Origin of the sequence: Mucilaginibacter corticis, assembly GCF_007558865.1 — a bacterium.
In the GTDB taxonomy this organism is placed as follows: domain Bacteria; phylum Bacteroidota; class Bacteroidia; order Sphingobacteriales; family Sphingobacteriaceae; genus Mucilaginibacter; species Mucilaginibacter corticis.
Genome location: NZ_VLPK01000005.1, coordinates 133,310 through 153,362 on the forward strand (window position 1 = coordinate 133,310; position 20,053 = coordinate 153,362).

At 40.3% G+C, this 20,053-nt stretch carries 18 protein-coding genes; 10 read left to right on the forward strand and 8 right to left on the reverse strand.

Features of this window, described 5'->3' with window-relative positions; translation table 11 throughout:
- Nucleotides 1–41: 41 nt before the first annotated feature.
- Entirely contained in the window at nt 42–989 is a 948-nt protein-coding gene (locus FO440_RS21290; RefSeq protein WP_144250333.1) for a Rossmann-fold NAD(P)-binding domain-containing protein, read from the forward strand.
- Between the two features lie 7 nt (nt 990–996).
- Entirely contained in the window at nt 997–1,605 is a 609-nt protein-coding gene (locus FO440_RS21295) for an FMN-binding negative transcriptional regulator (RefSeq protein ID WP_144250334.1), read from the forward strand.
- 17 nt (nt 1,606–1,622) lie between these two features.
- Here FO440_RS21295 and FO440_RS21300 read toward each other — a convergent pair whose 3' ends face one another.
- Together FO440_RS21300 and FO440_RS21305 are read right to left on the reverse strand one after the other, a co-directional pair.
- Nucleotides 1,623–2,867 (reverse strand): cation:proton antiporter, encoded by a 1,245-nt coding sequence (locus tag FO440_RS21300; protein WP_144250335.1) that lies wholly within the window; start codon nt 2,865–2,867, stop codon nt 1,623–1,625.
- A gap of 22 nt (nt 2,868–2,889) precedes the next feature.
- On the reverse strand, nt 2,890–4,185 hold the full coding sequence (locus FO440_RS21305) for an NAD(P)/FAD-dependent oxidoreductase (RefSeq protein WP_144250336.1): 1,296 nt from the start codon (nt 4,183–4,185) through the stop codon (nt 2,890–2,892).
- 94 nt (nt 4,186–4,279) lie between these two features.
- Here FO440_RS21305 and FO440_RS21310 point away from each other — a divergent pair, with 94 nt between their 5' ends.
- The gene (locus FO440_RS21310; RefSeq protein WP_144250337.1) at nt 4,280–5,239 is read left to right on the forward strand and encodes an alpha/beta fold hydrolase; all 960 of its coding nucleotides are present in this window, start codon (nt 4,280–4,282) and stop codon (nt 5,237–5,239) included.
- 72 nt (nt 5,240–5,311) lie between these two features.
- Here FO440_RS21310 and FO440_RS21315 read toward each other — a convergent pair whose 3' ends face one another.
- Complete coding sequence (locus FO440_RS21315; RefSeq protein ID WP_144250338.1) at nt 5,312–7,756, reverse strand: M56 family metallopeptidase; 2,445 nt, start codon at nt 7,754–7,756, stop codon at nt 5,312–5,314.
- Nucleotide 7,757: 1 nt separating this feature from the next.
- Complete coding sequence (locus tag FO440_RS21320) at nt 7,758–8,120, reverse strand: BlaI/MecI/CopY family transcriptional regulator (RefSeq protein ID WP_144250339.1); 363 nt, start codon at nt 8,118–8,120, stop codon at nt 7,758–7,760.
- A 156-nt stretch (nt 8,121–8,276) separates the two neighbouring features.
- Between FO440_RS21320 and argB the strand changes: the two genes are divergently transcribed.
- A complete protein-coding gene (argB, locus tag FO440_RS21325; RefSeq protein WP_186292743.1) occupies nt 8,277–9,074 on the forward strand; it encodes an acetylglutamate kinase in 798 nt (265 codons plus the stop codon).
- The gene (gene proC, locus FO440_RS21330; RefSeq protein ID WP_144250341.1) at nt 9,071–9,886 is read left to right on the forward strand and encodes a pyrroline-5-carboxylate reductase; all 816 of its coding nucleotides are present in this window, start codon (nt 9,071–9,073) and stop codon (nt 9,884–9,886) included. Before argB ends, proC begins: the two co-directional genes overlap by 4 nt.
- Before the next feature lie 248 nt (nt 9,887–10,134).
- Here proC and FO440_RS21335 read toward each other — a convergent pair whose 3' ends face one another.
- Nucleotides 10,135–10,578, reverse strand: a complete 444-nt coding sequence (locus tag FO440_RS21335; RefSeq protein ID WP_144250342.1) for a nuclear transport factor 2 family protein — start codon at nt 10,576–10,578, stop codon at nt 10,135–10,137.
- Between the two features lie 65 nt (nt 10,579–10,643).
- Nucleotides 10,644–11,333: a 2,3-diphosphoglycerate-dependent phosphoglycerate mutase gene (gene gpmA, locus FO440_RS21340; RefSeq protein WP_144250343.1), complete on the reverse strand. Its 690-nt coding sequence runs from the start codon at nt 11,331–11,333 to the stop codon at nt 10,644–10,646.
- A 101-nt stretch (nt 11,334–11,434) separates the two neighbouring features.
- Here gpmA and FO440_RS21345 point away from each other — a divergent pair, with 101 nt between their 5' ends.
- Together FO440_RS21345 and FO440_RS21350 are read left to right on the forward strand one after the other, a co-directional pair.
- The gene (locus FO440_RS21345) at nt 11,435–12,019 is read left to right on the forward strand and encodes an acetate uptake transporter (protein ID WP_144250344.1); all 585 of its coding nucleotides are present in this window, start codon (nt 11,435–11,437) and stop codon (nt 12,017–12,019) included.
- Nucleotides 12,020–12,028: 9 nt separating this feature from the next.
- On the forward strand, nt 12,029–12,409 hold the full coding sequence (locus FO440_RS21350) for an SRPBCC domain-containing protein (RefSeq protein ID WP_144250345.1): 381 nt from the start codon (nt 12,029–12,031) through the stop codon (nt 12,407–12,409).
- 79 nt (nt 12,410–12,488) lie between these two features.
- Here FO440_RS21350 and FO440_RS21355 read toward each other — a convergent pair whose 3' ends face one another.
- The gene (locus FO440_RS21355; RefSeq protein ID WP_144250346.1) at nt 12,489–13,694 is read right to left on the reverse strand and encodes a hypothetical protein; all 1,206 of its coding nucleotides are present in this window, start codon (nt 13,692–13,694) and stop codon (nt 12,489–12,491) included.
- A gap of 20 nt (nt 13,695–13,714) precedes the next feature.
- Nucleotides 13,715–16,354, reverse strand: a complete 2,640-nt coding sequence (locus tag FO440_RS21360) for a TonB-dependent receptor (RefSeq protein ID WP_144250347.1) — start codon at nt 16,352–16,354, stop codon at nt 13,715–13,717.
- Between the two features lie 348 nt (nt 16,355–16,702).
- On the opposite strand from FO440_RS21360, the gene lpdA reads away from it, so the two are divergent.
- The 3 genes from lpdA (at nt 16,703) to FO440_RS21375 (ending at nt 20,052) form a co-directional block, all read left to right on the forward strand.
- Nucleotides 16,703–18,091 carry a dihydrolipoyl dehydrogenase gene (gene lpdA, locus FO440_RS21365; protein ID WP_144250348.1) on the forward strand — a complete coding sequence of 463 codons (1,389 nt, stop codon included), beginning with the start codon at nt 16,703–16,705 and terminating at the stop codon, nt 18,089–18,091.
- A gap of 122 nt (nt 18,092–18,213) precedes the next feature.
- On the forward strand, nt 18,214–19,053 hold the full coding sequence (locus FO440_RS21370; RefSeq protein ID WP_144250349.1) for an MBL fold metallo-hydrolase: 840 nt from the start codon (nt 18,214–18,216) through the stop codon (nt 19,051–19,053).
- Between the two features lie 138 nt (nt 19,054–19,191).
- Complete coding sequence (locus tag FO440_RS21375; protein ID WP_144250350.1) at nt 19,192–20,052, forward strand: sigma-70 family RNA polymerase sigma factor; 861 nt, start codon at nt 19,192–19,194, stop codon at nt 20,050–20,052.
- The last annotated feature ends 1 nt before the right edge of the window (nt 20,053 follow it).

Consider the following 20,053-nt stretch of genomic DNA (forward strand, 5'->3'; position numbering starts at 1 on the left):
TCACTTCGATCATAGCGAGATGACAGAGAGAACTTAACATTATGAAACTTTTTACTTCCGTAAACGACGTAACCGATATAAAGGCGCTTGCAGCCGAAGCATTGCAGCTAAAAAAAGATCCGTATGCGCATCAGCATTTGGGTAAAAACAAAACTTTGGGTTTAGTTTTCCTTAATCCAAGCTTACGTACCCGCATGAGCACCCAAAAAGCGGCGCTTAACTTGGGTATGAATGTTATGGTGCTTAATGTTGATAAAGAAGGATGGGCTTTAGAGCTGCGTGACAACGTTGTAATGAACGGAACCACTGTAGAGCATATCCGCGAAGCGGCCGCTGTTATGGGCCAGTATGTGGATATTATCGGCGTACGTTCTTTCCCGGGTTTAAAGGATCGCGAAGAAGATTATACCGAAGTGGTGTTTAATAAATTTGTAGAGTTTTGTGGTGTACCGTTGGTTAGTCTTGAGTCGGCCACCCGCCACCCGCTGCAAAGTTTAGCCGACCTGGTATCTATTGAAGAGTTAAAAACCAGGGAACGGCCTAAAGTTGTTCTGACCTGGGCTCCGCATATTAAGCCATTGCCGCAAGCGGTTCCAAATTCATTTGCCGAATGGATGTGCAAGGCCGATGTTGATTTCACCATCACCCACCCTGCCGGCTATGAATTGAGCACAGATTTTACACAGGGCGCTACCATAACACACAACCAGGATGAAGCCTTAGCTGACGCTGATTTTATCTATGTAAAAAACTGGTCGGCTTATGAGCCTTACGGAAAGGTACTACCCGGCAATGAAGAGTGGATGCTAACAAACGACAGGTTAAAGATTACCAATAATGCTAAGGTAATGCATTGCCTGCCCGTACGCCGCAATTTAGAGCTTTCTGCCGAGGTTTTGGACGGACCGAACTCGATAGTCGTACATGAAGCGGGTAATCGCGTATGGGCCGCGCAAGCGGTTTTAAAGCAGATGTTGGAAGCTTTGTAATAGCATCATGTACATCCCCAAGCAAAACCTGATGACCGACAGGCAGGAAGCGATCAACTTTATGCAGAGGTACAGTTTTGCTACCATAGTTACCGTTAATGGCGGCGTTCCATCTGCTACGCATTTGCCATTTGTTGTTTCGCAGCACGATGATCAGATCATATTGACCTCGCATTTTGCCAAAGCAAATCCGCAGGCTGATGAATTACTTACGGACAATCCATTGGTCATATTCGCCGAGCCCCATGCTTATATTTCTCCGAAACATTACGAAAGCGAAAAAAGCGTGCCTACCTGGAATTACATAGCTATTCATGCTTACGGCAAAGCCCGATTAATTGACAGTCCTGAAAGCAAGGCGCAATTATTAGCGCAAACCATCAAATTTTATGAGGCTGATTATCTGAACCAATGGGATAACCTGCCACAAGATTTTAAGCTGAATATGATGAAAGGAATAGTCGGTTTTGAAATAGTGGTCGAGGACCTACAAGCCAAGAAAAAGCTGAGCCAAAACAAAAGCGAAAAAGAGCGCGAAAGCATCATTAACGAGTTAAGCAATAAACCCGATAGTGTAGAAAAGGAAATTGCAGCTTATATGTCGCGCCTGAAATAATACAGCCAAGGATCAACCTATTTTTCTGCAGGTACAGACGCGTTGATAACCCTGTTTAAGGTCAGCCCTTGTATCACCACAGAAAAGATCACAATAAAATAACTGCCCGCCAGTATGATATGCCGGTATGGGGACGCGGGCAATGACAGCGCCAGCGCGATAGAGATCCCGCCGCGCAAGCCCGCCCAAGTTAGTATGTTTATGTTTTTAAAATTGATATTTACAATTTTCCTGAAAAACGTTAAAGGTATCAGGATACTAAACCATCTGGATACCAGTATAATAACTATCCCTATTCCACCTATCAGCCAGTAGTTTTCAAGGTATGGCAGGTTGATCATCTGGAAACCGATCATCACAAACAGTATGGTATTAAGCATTTCATCTATCAGTTGCCAGAATTTCTCGAGCGCCTGGTGCGAGTGTTCGTTGTTGTCTATGTTGATCGACCGGTTACCTGCAAATAAACCCGCTGATACTACGGCCAAAGGGATAGAAAAATGCATATAGGACGACACTACTGATATGCTCATTACCAAAGCCAGCGATACCAGTACAATGGTTTGAAAATCGGTAATGGTTTTCATTAAACGGAAAGCGATAAATCCAAACAACAAGCCAAGCATTATCCCGCCAAATACTTCACGTACAAACAAGAGCGCTGTTTTAATAAAATCAAGATGGTCATCGCCCGATTCGGTAAATTCAAGGATAGTGATAAACAACACCAATCCTATCCCATCATTAAATAATGATTCGCCGGATATGATGGTTTCTAAATTTACTGGCAGTTTTGAGTTTTTGATGATAGCGCCGACAGCTACGGGGTCTGTAGGCGAAATCAAAGCCCCAAACAAAAAACAATAAACCAAAGGTATATGGATATGAAACATCAAAGTAATACCGTAAAACAACCCACCGAAAACCGCAGTCGACAGGATAACACCAATGGTACTTAATACAAATACGGGCCGCATTTCTTTTTTTAAGCGTTTGGTATTTAATGAGAACGACCCCGAAAAAAGCAGGAACCCCAGCATAATATTTAATACCGTACCCGAGAAATTAATATTTTTAGCCAGCACGGTAAGGTAACGCGCTATACCCGGGTCAAGCCTGTCTACAGTTATAGTAATTATTGACACCGCGATAGCAATGGTAACAATACCGATAGTGCCGGGCAGCTTAATATAACGTGCGTTTAAATACGAGTAAAACGCGCTGACAATAACCAATAAAGCAATTATTACAAACAGATCCATGGGTTATTCATGAGTATTAGGTTTATTTCTCGGGTTCGACAGTACGAGTACTGCGGTTAAAGCTGCGGATTATTAATCGGTTATCACTGTTCTTTGTAAAATAATTGATCACCCAGGTTAAAATAACTGATGTTTTGTTGGAGAAACCTGCCAGCGAAATAATGTGAACAAATCCCCAGAGTATCCAGGCAAAAAATCCCTGGAAATGTATTTTCCCCAGATCAGCAACAGCTTTATTACGGCCGATGGTTGCTAGCGTACCTTTGTCTTTATACTTAAACGGAACGGTAGGTTCACCCTTGATTAGATGTACCAGGTTTTTTGCCAGCCACGCGCCCTGCTGTATAGCAGCGGGTGCCACGCCAGGATGCCCGTTAGGGTATTCCTCACTGATAATTGCCGACACGTCCCCTATCGCGAAAATATTCTGATAACCAACCACCCGATTGATCTCGTCCGTACGGATGCGTGAGCCGCGCGCCACGCTTGCGTTGGTCATTCCATCAGGCACCTCGCCCATTACCCCCGCCGCCCAGAACACGTTGCGACTTTTAATGGTCATGCCATCATCTATCTTTAACGTCAGGCCGTCATAGCTTTCAACGTGTACACTGTTGTATATCATTACATCATTGGCGGTAAGAAACTGCTTGGCTTTTTTTGAAGCCCCGTCAGACATCGCTGCCAGCAACCTGTCCTTACCTTCAACAAGGTAAACCTTCATATCATTTTTGCTCAGGCCATGATAATCCTTTTCCAATATCAGGTGCCGCATTTCGCCAAGGGCACCGGCAAGCTCAACACCTGTAGGGCCACCACCTACCACCACAAAGGTCATTAAGGCGTCTTTTTCTTCTTTATCCGTTGTGATAAGCGCTTTTTCAAGATGCTGTAGTGTAAGCCCCCTAAGGTTCAATGCTTCGGGCACATTCTTCATCGGCATGACGCAGCTCTCCAGGTCCTTGTTCCCGAAAAAATTGGTGTTTGAGCCGGTCGCTATCACCAGGTAATCGTAGTAGATATCGCCAATGTTTGTTGCTACTTTATTAGCTTCGGCATCTATACATTCGACATGGGCTAAACTGAAACTAAAATTATCCTGGTAAGTAAATATCCGTCGAATAGGGAAAGCGATGGAATCTGCCGGGATAGCGCCCATAGCCACCTGGTAAAGCAGGGGCTGAAAAGTGTGGTAATTATGTTTATCCAGCATCAGTATATCAACCGGCGCGTTCTTTAGCTTTTTGGCTAAATTTAAACCTGCAAACCCTCCGCCAATAATTACTACCCGGGGCTTGGTTTTAGTATTTTGATCCATGTGTTATTTTGTGATAAACTTAGCTTTTAAACAGGGTTTGTTATTCATAAAAATGTAACCCCAATTTGTTAATTTTAGCTTTACAAAAATCAAAATGAAAAAACTTTTTCTTATTGCCTTAGTATCGCTGTTTGTCAATTTAACCAAAGCACAGGTTAAACCTGTTGACAGTTGGACTGACGGTAAATACGTTAACATTAATAATGCCAAATTATGGGTAGTAACCGTTGGCGAAGGCGACCCCATCATATTTATAGCAGGCGGGCCGGGCGGCGCGCACACAGGTTTGCGCAGCTTTGACGCGCTGGCTAACGGACACCACCAGTTAATTTATTTTGATGCTTTTGGCAGGGGCAAATCAGACACAGCAAAAAATGTTACCGAATATACGTTGGAACGTGATATAGATGATATTGAAGGTTTGCGCAAGGCTTTAAAATTGGATAAGATCACCGTGCTGGGCCATTCGTACGGTGGCGTGGTGGCACAGGGTTATGCCATAAAATATCCCGGCCATTTAAGCCATTTAATCTTGGCGGATACCTTTCATAGTTTTGTAATGTGGCAGGAGAATGACGATAGCTCGAACCGCGAGATCAAAAACAGTTATCCCGAAGTATGGGATGAGTTAATGAAGGTACGAGAACAAGGTGCTGTATCAAGCGACGCGATCCACCAGGAAATTTATGGCAAAGTACCTTACGGCTTTCTATATGCTTACAATCCAGATAAGTTTGCAAGCCGCGGAAGTAAGCCTTACCCTAACGCTTACAATTCAAAGCTATACTACCAGATGGTTGGCAAAGACGGCGACTTTATTGTTGGCAGCGACATAGGCACTTTTGATTACCGCAAACAATTAAAAGATCTGAAAATGCCGGTACTGATCGTAACCGGTCGTTATGACCGTGTAGCCGTACCGTGGATGGCTGTAAAATTTAAAGAATACTGCCCGCAGGCGCAATTTGTCATTTTCGAAAAATCAGGCCATAACCCGCAGGTAGAAGAACCCGAGAAAGAGTTTAAGATCATTAATGAGTTTTTAGCTAAATAAAAAAGGGACGCTGTTTAGGCGTCCCCTTTTTTATTTTTCAAGGTTTAGGTTGTGAGTACTTAATTGATACTATCATTCACTGACCGTTTCAGTTTTAAAACTAACCGAAAAACCATAGTTATCAGGTAAGTTTTCCTGTTTAGTATCCGACTTAAAACTAAATCCTAATGAGGCTACTTTCTGGGGTGTTAGTTTATTCATTTCTTCTTCAGTAAAAAATTTACCATCAATAAAAGCACCTGCTTTTACATTACTATCTAAAGTAGCTGTTACTATATGCGTTGCCGTATCCCTAAGTTTTCTTATTTTAAAGGTAATTAAGTCAATTCCCTTACTCCCCGGACGATCAAAATGATATCTTTTAAAAAATGGACTTCCTTCTTTGGAAAGATTCTTTTTTATTAATTGATCTTCTTTTTCGGTTGTTAAACTTGGGCCATCATCAGTACTCGCCTTTGCATTTTGCTTTGCAGGTCCTTGTTTAATAACGGGCGTAAGTTTTGTTTTTTGTTTATCCTTTACAGGAGTTGCAGGAGTTGTAAATTTATTTGTTTTAAGGGCAAACGGTACCGCATAATTCTGCTCTTCTGGAATCTTTTTAGCATCATATCCTTCTCGTGTTATCTCTAACGATTCTGCTTTTTCCATACTGATTTTTTTGATCGCATCCTCATTATAAAATTCACCATCAATAAATACCCCTACTTTATCCTCCGGGCCAAGGTCTGCTGATACAGAACCGTCTGATAATTTAAAAGTTATTTTATCGTGTCGTATGCCATCAGCATCCTGAAAATGTTCCCTCTTATAAAAATATGCCGATGGTGTAGCATCCATTAACTTTGAAAGCTTTTGTTTTTCGTCGGCAGTCATAGATACGACAGGCAACGGTTTTGCGACAGTATTCGGAGTTAAGTTGGGCTGATTTGTTTTAGATACGTTAATGGTTTTTTCATTTTCAGCAGCCACCGCGGCATTTGTCTTAAATTTAAAGAAAGCGTGATACTGATAATTTTTTGCTATAGAAGCAGGCTGTATATTAAACGTTACCTTAATCTCGCCAGATATACTGTTTATTTTTTCAGCAGAAAGATTTTGGATTTGCTCTTCAGTATAACTGTCATCATCAATATCAAAAGTTGCTTTTTCTTTAACTCCTAAGTCTGCAGTTGCTATGCTACCATTCGTCAGTTGGATAATAATTTTGTCATAACTTTTACCCTTTTCGTCTTTTAGAGGTAACCTGGTATAAAATTGTCCGGCAGGTATGCTTCGCACTTTTATCAGATTTTCTTTTTCATTTGGTGTCATGTAAATTATTTTGCCGGCCTTGGTTTCAATATTTACTGTCCCATTATTTGCTGTATTACCATTTGGCAATTTCGGCTGGTTTTCTCCAGAGATTGTTGAGTTTTTGATGCATGATGAACTTATTTTGTATAAAATATCTTTCTCATATCGTTTCCCATCTATTATAACCTCAATATTATTGCCCATTTTTTCGACACCATAAATAACGCTATGTTTATTAAGTTCAACGTTATTTTCAACCTCAGCAACAGGCAGAATGTTGGATACATTTTTCTTGATGTCCTTTTTTAATTTAGTAAAAACCGAAGCGCTTGATCCGTTCTTCTTGGCATTGTTTTTAAACTTGGCAAATGCCAGGCAGCTTATCATTACCACAGGTATAGTAAGCAGGTAGATTACTTTTTTCATATGATTTGTAGGTTTAGTAAATAACATCGTAATCCTGCGTTTTAGCGGTACTTTACTAAAACTATTATAAAGTGTGCCACCCCGTGCTACCGACAAATGCAACAGCATATCAGCATATATTCTTTTATCAGCCTGCAAACCCATTTCGCGGTCAACCTCAAACTCATGGTTCTGCTCAATCGCTCTTGAATACAGGTATACAAAGGGATTAAACCATAATACCACCTGTACCAGACTGGCCAGCATTCTGTCTGCCGAATGGAAGCGTTTAACATGTATCAATTCGTGTGCTATAATTTGCTGTATCTCTGCTGCGCTTAGTTCATCATCGTTTAAGATGATATAATTGAAGAAAGAGCCGTTATCAAGTTTTTTATCGCCATGGATTACTTCAACATTATCAATCTTTGTACGCCGCTTACCTTTTATTTTTAAAAAGAACGCGACAACTACAGCCAATAACCGTATCAGCAATATCAATGAACAGACTGTGTACAATGGTATAATCAGGCTTCGCCAGTTAAAGGTGGGGGTCGTATCTTTAACAGGGTTAAATTGCATCTGTACAACCGGTGTATTTTGCCATTGATTAATATTTACTACTTGTTGTATAACGGGTGCGGGCTGTTTACTTACCGTTATCGTAATCAATGGGATCATAAAACTTAACGCCAGCGTAACTACCAGGTACCACCTGTTAATGGTAAAAAACGTCATCCTGCGTAGCAGAAAATAGTAAAACCCATAAAATATGCTGGTGCCGGCACTTACCTGTAGCAAATAAATAATTACTCTCATGTTATTTATTTTTATTGATGATGTCTTTTATCTTATTGATATCGTCTTCGTTCAACTGCTCCTCTTTCACCATAAATGATAACAGGCTCTCAACCGAATTATCAAAGTAGCCGGATACCATTTTTTTGAAAAATATTTTACGGTACTCGGTCTTTGAGATCAGCGGAAAATATTCATAGGTTTTTCCGTAGGCTTTGTAACCTACATACCCTTTCTTTTCCAGCAGGCGCACTACAGACGATATGGTGTTGTAAGGTGGCTTGGGGTCGTCAGGCAAAGCGTCAATAATATCCTTTACAAAACATTGTTTCAGCTTCCACAAAACCTGCATTACCCGCTCTTCTGTTTTTGTTAAATCTTCCATACTCAAACCTATAACTTATTATTCAGTTATACAACTATTTTATAAGTTATATAACTTTTTTATCAGTTATATCTATTTTAAAGCAATTTGTTATCAAAAGCGAAGTTTATTGACCGATAATTAATTAATTTTGCAACTAATTATCACTTTGTGAGCATGAAATCATTACATATTATCAAAATCGGTGGAAATGTTATAGATAATTCAAAAAATCTGCACCATTTTCTGAAAGATTTCACCGGTCTTGATGGATATAAGATACTGGTACACGGAGGCGGCAAGGTAGCCACACAACTGTCAGAAACACTTGGCATTGAGGCAAAACTGGTTGACGGGCGCCGGATAACCGACATTGAAACACTACGCGTAGTAACCATGGTTTATGGCGGGTTAATCAATAAAAACATTGTGGCACAGCTGCAACGCTTCGGCAATAACGCCATGGGGCTAACCGGTGCCGACGGAAATTTTATCCGTACCAAAAAACGCCCGGTAAAAACCATTGATTATGGCTTTGTGGGCGATATAGACGAACGATCAATTGACAGCAAAGGGATAGGTAAATTACTTGAAGCAGGCTTTACCCCTGTTTTTTGCGCGCTGACACATGATGGCGAGGGGCAATTATTAAATACCAATGCCGATACTATAGCGTCTGCCCTGGCAGTCGCCTTGTCTGATCTGTTTGAAACCACTTTGATATATTGCTTTGAGAAGAAAGGCGTATTGATGGATGTGAACGATGACGATTCGATAATAAGGGATATTGACCCGGTTAAATACGAGGAATTAAAAATAAAGCAAATTATTCACAGCGGTATGTTGCCAAAACTCGAGAATGCTTTTACGGCAATAGCTTGCGGGGTTAAGGCAGTTGTTATAGGCCACTCTGATGATCTGGGCGAACTGAAGAAAAATAAGCCATTTGGAACACGATTAAGTAAAACAGTATGAATTCACAACATATTGCCATTTTAGGCAGCGGAAACATTGGTTTATCATTAGCTAAAGGCTTGGTAAAATCGGGCATTTGCAGCCCGCAGCAAATTACGCTGACAAGACGTAATATTGACGCGCTTGCCGAGTACGCTAATGAGGGCTATTTGACTACAAACAATAATACCAAAGCGGCTAAAAAGGCCGATATAGTTATTCTGGCTGTATTGCCGCAGCAACTTAACAAACTGCTTGACGAAATAAAGCCGGCCATAAAATCAGAAAAGCAATTCCTGGTATCTGTAATATCCGGTGTTAGCTGTAATGATATCCGCCAGCAATTAGAAATGAATGTGCAGGTTATCCGCGCCATGCCTAACACCGCTATAGCCATTGGTGACTCCATGACCTGTATCGCTACTGATAATGGCACACCAAAAAACGTCAACATTGTAAAATCCTTGTTTGACACCGTTGGCGTTACCATTCAGATAAATGAAGAATTAATGACTGCCGCTACCGCGCTTTGCGCTTGCGGTATCGCATTCTTTTTACGCTCAGTACGTGCTGCCTCACAAGGCGGTACAGAAATTGGTTTCCACGCGCACGACGCGCTTAAAATGGCTGCACAAACCGCAAAAGGCGCTGCAAATTTACTATTGCAATTAGCATCACACCCCGAACAGGAAATAGATAAAGTTACATCGCCAAAAGGTTGTACCATAGCCGGTTTAAATGAAATGGAACATAATGGTTTCAGTTCGGCAATGATAAAAGGTATCAAGTTATCGGCAGAGAAGGCCGGCGAGCTTTACAAGGGAGATGAATAGTTAGGTTTTTAGCTACGCGATTTTAAGTAAAATCAAGACAGATCAGGCTGGCTAAAATCAGCAAGCTCAATTATTTGATTAACAATTTTTTATAGATTTTTTAGCTATAAATTTACTGACTTATCCGCTGGCTCATTTTGGCCCACGTATTTTTATCAACTTATTTGTTTTCAAACAGTTAAATTAAAATCGTGTCCCACTTGTCCCAGGTGTCTCACACTCGCGTGGGACAATTGGGACAACAAGTATTACTTAGGCTGGTTAGGCAATTTATAACCTTGCCTTGCATAAAGCAGCCACTTGTTGTTTATCTTTTTCCAAACCTCAAGCGCGCCTAAGGCAATTGTCATTGTTTTGCCTTTATCATTGGTATCAGCAAAGATCTTGTGCCTTACAATAGCAGTATTGCCATCAACGCAGATCTTTTGGTCTTTAATGTCAATTTTGGTAAATGCAAACTTACCGGTCGCAAGTCCGTCAATAAATTGCGCTTTGTTTTGAACCATATCAAAAGAATGCCCATAGCTTAACTGATCTGAAGTAACATCATTAAGGCTGGCCTTATCCCCTGCTATCATTGCTTTACGTAACGTTTCTATCTGGCTTGCAATAGCTTTTTCATCGGCGCTTTGGGCAAACGCGCTACCTGCAAATACAAAGCAAATCAATAAGGTCCCAATCAGTCGTTTCATTTCAGATGTAAATAAAAGCGAAAGTAGTTTGCCAAAAGCAGATATGCTATACTCTATCAAATAAGTTACGAAAGGTAGTAATGCCGTATCCTGTTCAGGCCCTCATCCAGCTCGTAAACTATAGGTGTAGCAGTAGGGATCTCTAATTGAGTAACCTCTTCGTCAGACAGGTTATCCATGTATTTGATCAGTGCCCGTAAACTGTTGCCGTGGGCACAAATAATAACCTGGTCGTTTTTACGGATCCTGGGTACAATGATCTCATTCCAGAACGGCAGTACCCTATCCATGGTTTGCGTCAGGTTTTCGGTCAATGGCAGTTCGCGCTCGGTAAGGGCTTTATACCTGATATCGTGGCCGGGATAGCGCTCATCCTCTTTAGTCACCGGGGGCGGGTCTTCATTGGGGTCACGTCGCCATTTTTGAACCTGCTCTGCCCCGTATTGGGCAATAGCCTGGTCTTTATTCAACCCTTGTAATGAGCCATAAAAGCGCTCGTTTAAGCGCCATGATTTCTTAACCGGGATCCACAGATGATCAAGCTCTTCTAACACGATATGCAGCGTTTTAATAGATCTTTTTAGCACAGACGCAAACCCTGCATCAAAGTTATAGCCATTCTTTCTCAAGAGCTGTCCCGCACGTTTGGCCTGTTCATATCCTTCGGCTGACAGGTCGACATCTGTCCATCCTGTAAAGCGGTTTTCAAGGTTCCAAATACTCTCGCCGTGTCTTATCAATACTAATTTCTGCATACTGAAGGGTTAACGGTAAAGTTATAATTCGGTTTTAATATTTGTAAATGATTATAAATCATTTAAATTGCATACATAAACCAATTATAAACTTATACTTTATGACAACAATTGCTCCAGTAAAGGATGGCATTGCCAATCCTGCGCCGTTAGGGTTATGCGCATTTGGCATGACCACTGTTCTGTTAAACATCCATAATGCCGGCTATTTTGAAAACAGCTCCATGATATTGGGCATGGGTATTTTTTACGGTGGCCTGGCACAGGTTATAGCGGGGATAATTGAAGCTAAGAAGAACAATACCTTTGGCCTTACCGCATTTACATCATACGGATTCTTTTGGCTATCACTGGTAGCTTTATGGACATTGCCCAAATTAGGTTGGACAACAGCACCGGCAGGTAACGCTGTTGTAGCCTATCTGGCAATGTGGGGGTTGTTTACCTTTTTGCTGTTCTTTGGCACATTAAGGTTAAACCGGGCACTTCAGTTTGTATTTGGATCACTTACTATTTTATTTGCTTTGCTGGCTATCGGCGATGCTACTGAAAATAAAAGCATTACCCATTTTGCGGGCTATGAAGGTATTATCTGCGGCGCGTCTGCCATTTACACAGGCATTGCACAGGTATTGAATGAGGTTTATGGAAAAACTGTATTACCAATTGGCCCTGTAAATAGCTAAATTGCGCAGGTGAAAGATTTTAAGAAATATTATATCATACCGGCAACGCCCGACGAAGTTTATTTAGCATTAACAAACCCACTTACCATTGAATTGTGGACCGGCGATGCGGCAGAAATGTCGACAGAGCCCGGCTCTGATTTTTCTATGTGGGACGGAAGTATTGTGGGCAAGAACATTGAGTTTGAAACCGGGAAGAAAATAGTACAGCAATGGTACTTTGACGGGCAACCCGAAGAGTCAATTGTTACTATTAAACTCCACCCGGATAAAGCCGGCACATCCGCCGAACTAAGGCATACCAACATCCCGGATGCTGATTATGACGATATGGTTGAGGGCTGGAACAACAGCTATTTTGGCGCGCTGATAGACTTTTATCACTGGTAATATTTACCCATCATTTAACTCATAAAACGACGAAAGCTGCTTCAGTTGAAGCGGCTTTCGTCGTTATTGAGTTTACTTTTTATTTAGGAATAGCAAAAGTTGTTCCGTCAAATACAAATGTTTTGGTGACAGAAATTGTTGAGCCATTGTATACTGCATAAGTAATGACAAACTTTTGGTTTGCAACAGCATTCGGATAATCATGAGCCAATATTAAAGCTATTACAGAATTAATGTCAGCATCGCTCCAACCGATAGTTGCCGAAATTGGAGTAGTGATATTAAAATCGCCATATTGAGCAACATTATCTCTCGCGGTTGAAACGCCTACAGTAGTAGTTTTTATAAAAGCATAATCAGCACTGGTCAATTTATAGTTAACAGTATTATCTGCAACCCAGGTACCGTTTGTTTTTAAGAATGTAAGTGCTGTTGAACCTATTGGTGTGGTTACCCAGTTAGTTCCGTCAAATGTTACAACCTGAACACGCTGGTAAGTACCTTTGCTTGTACCACTGCTGATATAATAGTTATAGCTTACATATTTTACATCGCCAACTTTAGCAGTAGCCGCAACTGTTGGATCTGATTTAAGGAAAGTATTGATATAACCTACTATCGTAGCAGGAGCATCTGCAGTGACAAACTGATTATAATTACCATGACCGGCTGAAGCATATTGTGCATTAGATACGGTGTAGATCTTTACCCACGCGCCGTTAAGATAAATAAATGAATCGGTAGCGTTTACACCTGATGATGGGGTAATTCCTGATGCATAATAGGTATAATTTAAAACCACAAGCTGGTTATCTACAGGTGTAGGATATTTAAATGTCAGAAACAACAATACCTGGGCGTCTGAATAATCTTTAAAAGTAGTGTTGGTGATCCCTTGAGCCGCTACATAATCATCCGGGGTTACAACGGCATAATATACATGTGAGTAAAGGCTGTCTGCCGGTTTAAACGTTGGGTTGGTAATACCATAAGTTACCAACGCTGATGATTTATCGCCAGCAGTGGGAAATTTGGCAGCCAATATAATCGGTATGCCGGCCTTTGCAGAATCCAAAGTTTTAAAGCTCAATGTTTTTGTAGCTGTGTTGCTTTTGGGTAACAAAGCATAATCTGCTGCAGTTAGCGTAATTGTTGTAGATGTAACCGGGTAGATAGTTGTAGGTGCCGGCAAACTTCCAAGATCTTTGTAAGTTTTATCTAACGGATTACAAGCACTAAAAGCTGTAATAGCTATCAATGCAATAAAATAATAAATTTTCTTCATGATAATATTTTTTACAATTATTAGAAATTGATTTTAAGAGTAGTCATATACAGTCTGCCTATGCCATAGTTTACGCCAAGTGTACTTAATCTTGTAGTGTTGCTTGCATTTGATGGAGCACTTTCGTAGCCTTCTCCAAGATAAGTAGCGTTTAACAAGTTATAAACGTTACCAATAAACGAAGCGTCAAGACCTGCAAATTTAAACCTGTAAACAATGTTCAAATCAATTGTTTCATAATTAGGTAATTGAACTGGTTTGTAAGTAGTAGGATCAAATGCTGGGGTACTACCATTTGCAGGAGTAGGAACTAACTTTGATGGGTCATAAGAAGCGAAGAAACGTGCATAATAATTGGCATTTGCACCTATCCTAACCTGGGGTAATACATCAATATCCAAACCAAGTGCAGCAGTAGTTTGTGCATTTGAAGCAGCTGAACTACCAAAATCACCTATTGGCTGTCCTTTTAATATTAATGATTTTATAACAGTTGCAGTTGCGTTTGGCTTGTCACTGCTGATTAAACCTGAACCTGAATTTGAAGTATAGTGGTAATCACCTATAGAAAGCATACCGCTTAAAGTCACTTGTTTTACAGGACGGAATTTACCATCAATCTCTATACCCTGGTGCAATTCATTAATGCCATTTACGTTAGCATATGGATATGAACCATCTTGATTTTGCTGGCCTTGAATATTTTTCGCCCTGTCATTATATTGTGAACGGTATAAGTTAATGTTTACATTAAACATAGCATCTTTATAACCATAACCTAATTCATAGCTAAATAACTTTTCAAGGGTTTTGGTGTCATTAACATCTGTACTTTTGTTATTAGGGAAAATAGTAGCAACCAATGGCGGTTTTTCTACCATACCTATGTTGGCAAAAATATTGTTATGAGCATCAAGATTGTAATTGGCACCGCCCTTTACCTGGAAACCAATAAAGTTAACCCAAGGCGACTGACGCTTAGAATTTGATGTCAGGTAATCAAAATAGTCAATCTTTCTATTGCTTGTGTTATTACCGCCAACTGTAATAAATCCAGACCATGCATCTTTAACATATTCAGCCTGGGCAAAAACGCCTTCAGAGAAAATATCTACGTTATAATCCTGGTTAATCTTATCACCTACGACAGTATGCCTGCCCGGGTTATTTACATCTGTGTTATCTAACCAGTATGAACCCCCTAACAAGTTATTCATCACATAATAGTTTTGCCTATGATAACCTCTTAAATCAACACCGGCAAGGAAATTAATATCATTTACGGTTTTTTTGAAAGTACTGATTAAACCATATTGCTGGTGATTGTTTTGAGCCTGATTGATGTAAGTTGCTGTACTTCCGTCAGTACGGGCTTTGTTGGTAGCCACAATAGCATCAAAATCAATAGGTGAATATGCGTCACCAATTCTTGGAACTGTAGGATTTACGTTAGTATTAGATACTATTGAACCTTGTGCACCTGTTAAATAAACTGCCGCGCCGGTACCGTACGAATCATATAATATGGTTGACAATGACGTGGTTTCATTTATTTTCCAATCATGGCTAATTGATAATAATGGCTTGTTGTAACGGTTAATTTCTGCGCTATAAGTTTTACCGTATAAAGTACCCCAGTCAGAGTTAAACCTGTTTTCGCCTTGTGGAGCTGCACGATAAGTATTGATAGTTTGATAAGTATAACGCTGACCGTGGCTTTGCGAAGCACCCATAAAATTGATAGACAGGGTTTGGTTTTTGCTCAAAATTTTTGAAATGTTGGCAAAATAGCTGTAGCCTGTGTAGTATAAGCCTTCTGCGTTACCATCGCCTGTGCTTTTTGACAACAGGAATGATGCAGCCCAACCGCTTGGCGTTAAACCTGTAGCATAAGAAAAGCTGGTTTTTGAAGCGCCATAGCTACCTATAGATTGTGATACTGTACCACCTTCCTGGCTTTCAAGGCTTTTTGTAGTAATGTTTATAGTACCACCCAATGACGGCACAGCTACACGTGAAGCGCTTAAACCACGTTGCACCTGCATTGAGGTAGTAACGTCTGCTAAACCGGCCCAGTCATTCCAGAATATTTTACCTGCTTCAGGATCCTGAACCGGTAAACCGTTAATTAATAAGGCAAGGTTATTACTGTTGAAACCACGTATAGCTATACGTGAATCACCATAACCACCACCGGCACGGCTAACAGCCACACCCGGGGTAGATTTCATCAATTCCGGAAATTCAGCCAGGGCACCTTTTTCTTCTATGAACTTGGCGCCTACTGAAGATACTGCAATAGGCGTTTGCCTGTCAATTGCAAGTGATCTGTTTGCAGAAACTACCACCTCTCCTAACGAACCTGACGAAGGGTCAACAAAAATATCACCTAAGTTATTGCTTGTTGCCTGTACTTCTTTTGATACATAACCAATGTATGAAACAACTAAAGTACTGCCATTTGGCGCAGTGATCTTAAATGTACCATCAAGCGACGCCGACGTGGCATTGGTTGTCCCTTTAATAGTTACGGTTGCGCCGATAAGCGGCTCTTTTGTTTGCGCGTCAAGCAGCTTGCCTTTTATTACAGTGCCGTCTTGTGCAAGCACAACCCCGGTTGTAAAAAGGCTGATAAATAGTAATAGTAAATACTTCCTCATTGGTAATTTGTTTTTCTTAAGTGTATGTAAACTAAAAATTGCAGGTGCAAATATAAATCTTACTATGCGGTAGCGTGTTAACTCTGTGTTAACAATACCAAAATCAATTTATGTTTTTATCAACACATTACCTATAAATAGCCCAAATACCTAAAAAAGTATCAAAAATATTACAATAACCTCATTTACTTTAATTTATTTACCTATGAGTTAATCCATATTGTTACTATATCCTATTGATATTATATGATAATTTGATGATCCAAATATCATATAACCCGTTTTTTGCTTTCAGCCCTTTTACTTAGCTTTGGCTTTCCAAAATTTAAAATAACAGATCTAAAGAATATGAACTACGATGTAATTGTTATAGGGTCTGGCCCGGGTGGCTATGTGGCTGCAATTCGTGCCTCACAGCTTGGTTTAAAAACCGCCATTGTCGAAAGAGAGTCGCTTGGTGGTATTTGCCTTAACTGGGGCTGTATCCCAACCAAAGCATTATTAAAAAGCGCGCAGGTGTTTGAATATATTAATCATGCTGCCGACTACGGCATCCAGATAAATGGTGCAGGCGAGGTTGATTTTGAAAGTGTTATTAAAAGAAGCCGCGGTGTTGCTGATGGTATGAGCAAAGGCGTTCAGTTTTTAATGAAGAAAAATAAAATTGACGTTTTAACCGGTACAGGTAAATTAAAAAGCAAAGGCGTTGTTACCGTAACAGGTACTGACGGTGCTAAAGAATACTCGGCAAAACATATCATATTGGCTACCGGCGGCCGCTCACGCGAATTGCCAAATCTTAAACAGGACGGTAAAAAAGTTATAGGATATCGCCAGGCTATGGTTCTTCCTAAAAAACCAGCTTCACTGATCGTTGTAGGTTCAGGCGCTATAGGTATTGAGTTTGCTTACTTCTACAACTCAATAGGTACAAAAGTTACGGTAGTTGAGTATTTAGACAACATCGTTCCTTTAGAAGACGAAGAAGTTTCAAAACAACTGGGCCGTATCCTTAAAAAACAAGGCATCAACATCATGACAGGTTCAAATGTTGAGTCGGTTGATACAAGTGGCGAAGGTTGTAAAGTAACTGTTAAAACCGCTGCCGGTACGGAGATTTTAGAGGCCGAGATCGTATTATCAGCTGTAGGTATCTCTACTAACATTGAAGGCATCGGCCTTGAAGAAAACGGTGTAAAAACTGATAAAGGCAAAGTACTGGTTGATGATTTCTATCGTACCAATGTAGAAGGCGTTTATGCTATTGGCGATATTGTAAAAGGCCAGGCACTGGCACACGTTGCATCAGCCGAAGGCATTATTTGTGTTGAAAAAATTGCAGGTTTAAAACCTGAACCATTAGATTACAACAACATACCGGGATGTACTTATTGCAGCCCTGAGATCGCATCTGTAGGATATACTGAGAAAGCGGCAAAAGAAGCGGGCTATGAAATTAAAGTGGGCAAGTTTCCATTCTCTGCTTCGGGTAAAGCAAGTGCTGCCGGTGCAAAAGATGGTTTTGTTAAAGTGATATTTGATGCTAAATATGGCGAGTTCCTTGGAGCCCACATGCTTGGGTTTAACGTTACCGAAATGATTGCCGAAGTGGTTACCGCGCGTAAGCTTGAAACTACCGGTCATGATATCATCAAATCTGTACACCCTCACCCAACAATGAGCGAGGCCGTAATGGAAGCCGCTGCCGAAGCATACGGCGAGTGCATCCATTTATAATTCAAAATTAAAAAGTCAAAATTAAAAAAGCCGGTCGCTATTAGTGATCGGCTTTTTCTTTATTATAGAATTACTCTATCTATTGATTTTGACTTTTTAATTTTTACTTTTGAATTAACCAGATGAACCTACACAGCATTGACACCGGCTTTTTTAAATTAGATGGTGGCGCCATGTTTGGCGTTGTCCCCAAAACCATCTGGAATAAAACCAACCCGGCTGATAGTAATAATTTATGTACCTGGGCTATGCGTTGTTTGCTGATCGAAGATGGCGACAGGCTGATATTGTTCGATACCGGGATTGGGGATAAGCAAGACGAAAAGTTTTTCAGTCATTATTATTTACACGGCGATGCTACCATAGACAGTTCCTTAGCCGCACTCGGCTTTCACAGGGATGATATAACCGATGTATTTTTAACCCACCTGCATTTTGATCATGTTGGCGGGGCCATTAAACGCGAAGGCGAAAAATTGATACCTGCATTTAAAAATGCCACGTATTGGAGCAACGAAAAGCATTGGGATTGGGCCGTAAACCCCAACGATCGTGAAAAAGCATCCTTTTTAAAAGAAAACATATTACCGATACAGCAAAGCGGACAGTTGAAATTTATTGATGCTTATGACAATGTCGATTTTACTAATGATATAGCCATACGTTTTGTGTACGGGCATACAGAATCAATGATGCTGCCGTTAATAAATTATAAGGGCAAGCAAATATTGTACATGGCTGATCTGCTTCCATCTGTAGGACATTTACCGCTTCCGTATGTAATGGCCTATGATATGTTTCCGCTGCAAACTTTAACAGAAAAGAAGATTTTTTTGAATGAAGCGCTTGAAAAAAACTATGTTTTATTTTTTGAACATGATCCGGTAAACGAATGTTGCACGTTACAGCAGACTGAAAAAGGGATACGTTTAGGTGAAACTTTCAAACTCAATGCGTTATAAGTACACTAGCAAAAATCATGCAATTAATTGCTGATTATGAATAATATATAATCTTTTTTTTATACTAAAATATAGGCAAAACTTTTTATACCTTTGCACGTTCAATTCTAAAACTAAGAATCGAGGTTTATAAAATAAATGAGACAACTCAAAATAACACAATCCATTACCAATCGTGAGTCACAATCACTTGATAAATATCTTCACGAAATTGGTAAAGTTGACCTAATTACAGCCGAAGAAGAAGTAATTTTAGCACAAAAGATCAGGGAAGGCGACCAGGCCGCTTTAGAGCGTCTGACAAAAACCAACCTTCGCTTTGTTGTTTCTGTAGCTAAACAATACCAAAATCAGGGCTTAACCCTGGGCGATCTGATAAACGAAGGTAACCTGGGTTTGATAAAAGCCGCCAAACGTTTTGATGAAACCAAGGGCTTCAAATTCATTTCTTACGCCGTATGGTGGATTCGTCAATCTATATTACAAGCTATTGCTGAGCAATCTCGTATAGTGCGTTTACCTTTAAACCAGGTAGGTTCATTAAGTAAGATCAGCAAAGCATTTTCAAAACTGGAGCAAGAGTATGAGCGCGAACCTTCACCTGAAGAGTTGGCTGACATGCTTGAAACCACAGTTGACAAAATCTCTGACACATTAAGTAACTCAGGCCGTCATGTATCTATGGATGCGCCATTTGTACAGGGTGAAGAAAATACATTGTTAGATGTATTGGAGAACTCTGAACCAAATACCGATTCGATCCTGATCAATGAGTCATTGTCCGAAGAGATCAAACGTTCGCTTTCAACTTTAACAGAGCGTGAGCGTGAGATCATTGTATTATTCTTTGGCTTAGGTACTAATCACCCGCTTTCATTAGAAGAGATAGGTGAGAAATTTAATCTTACCCGTGAACGTGTTAGACAAATAAAAGATAAAGCCTTACAACGACTAAGACATACCAGCAGAAGTAAAATTCTGAAATCATATTTAGGATAAC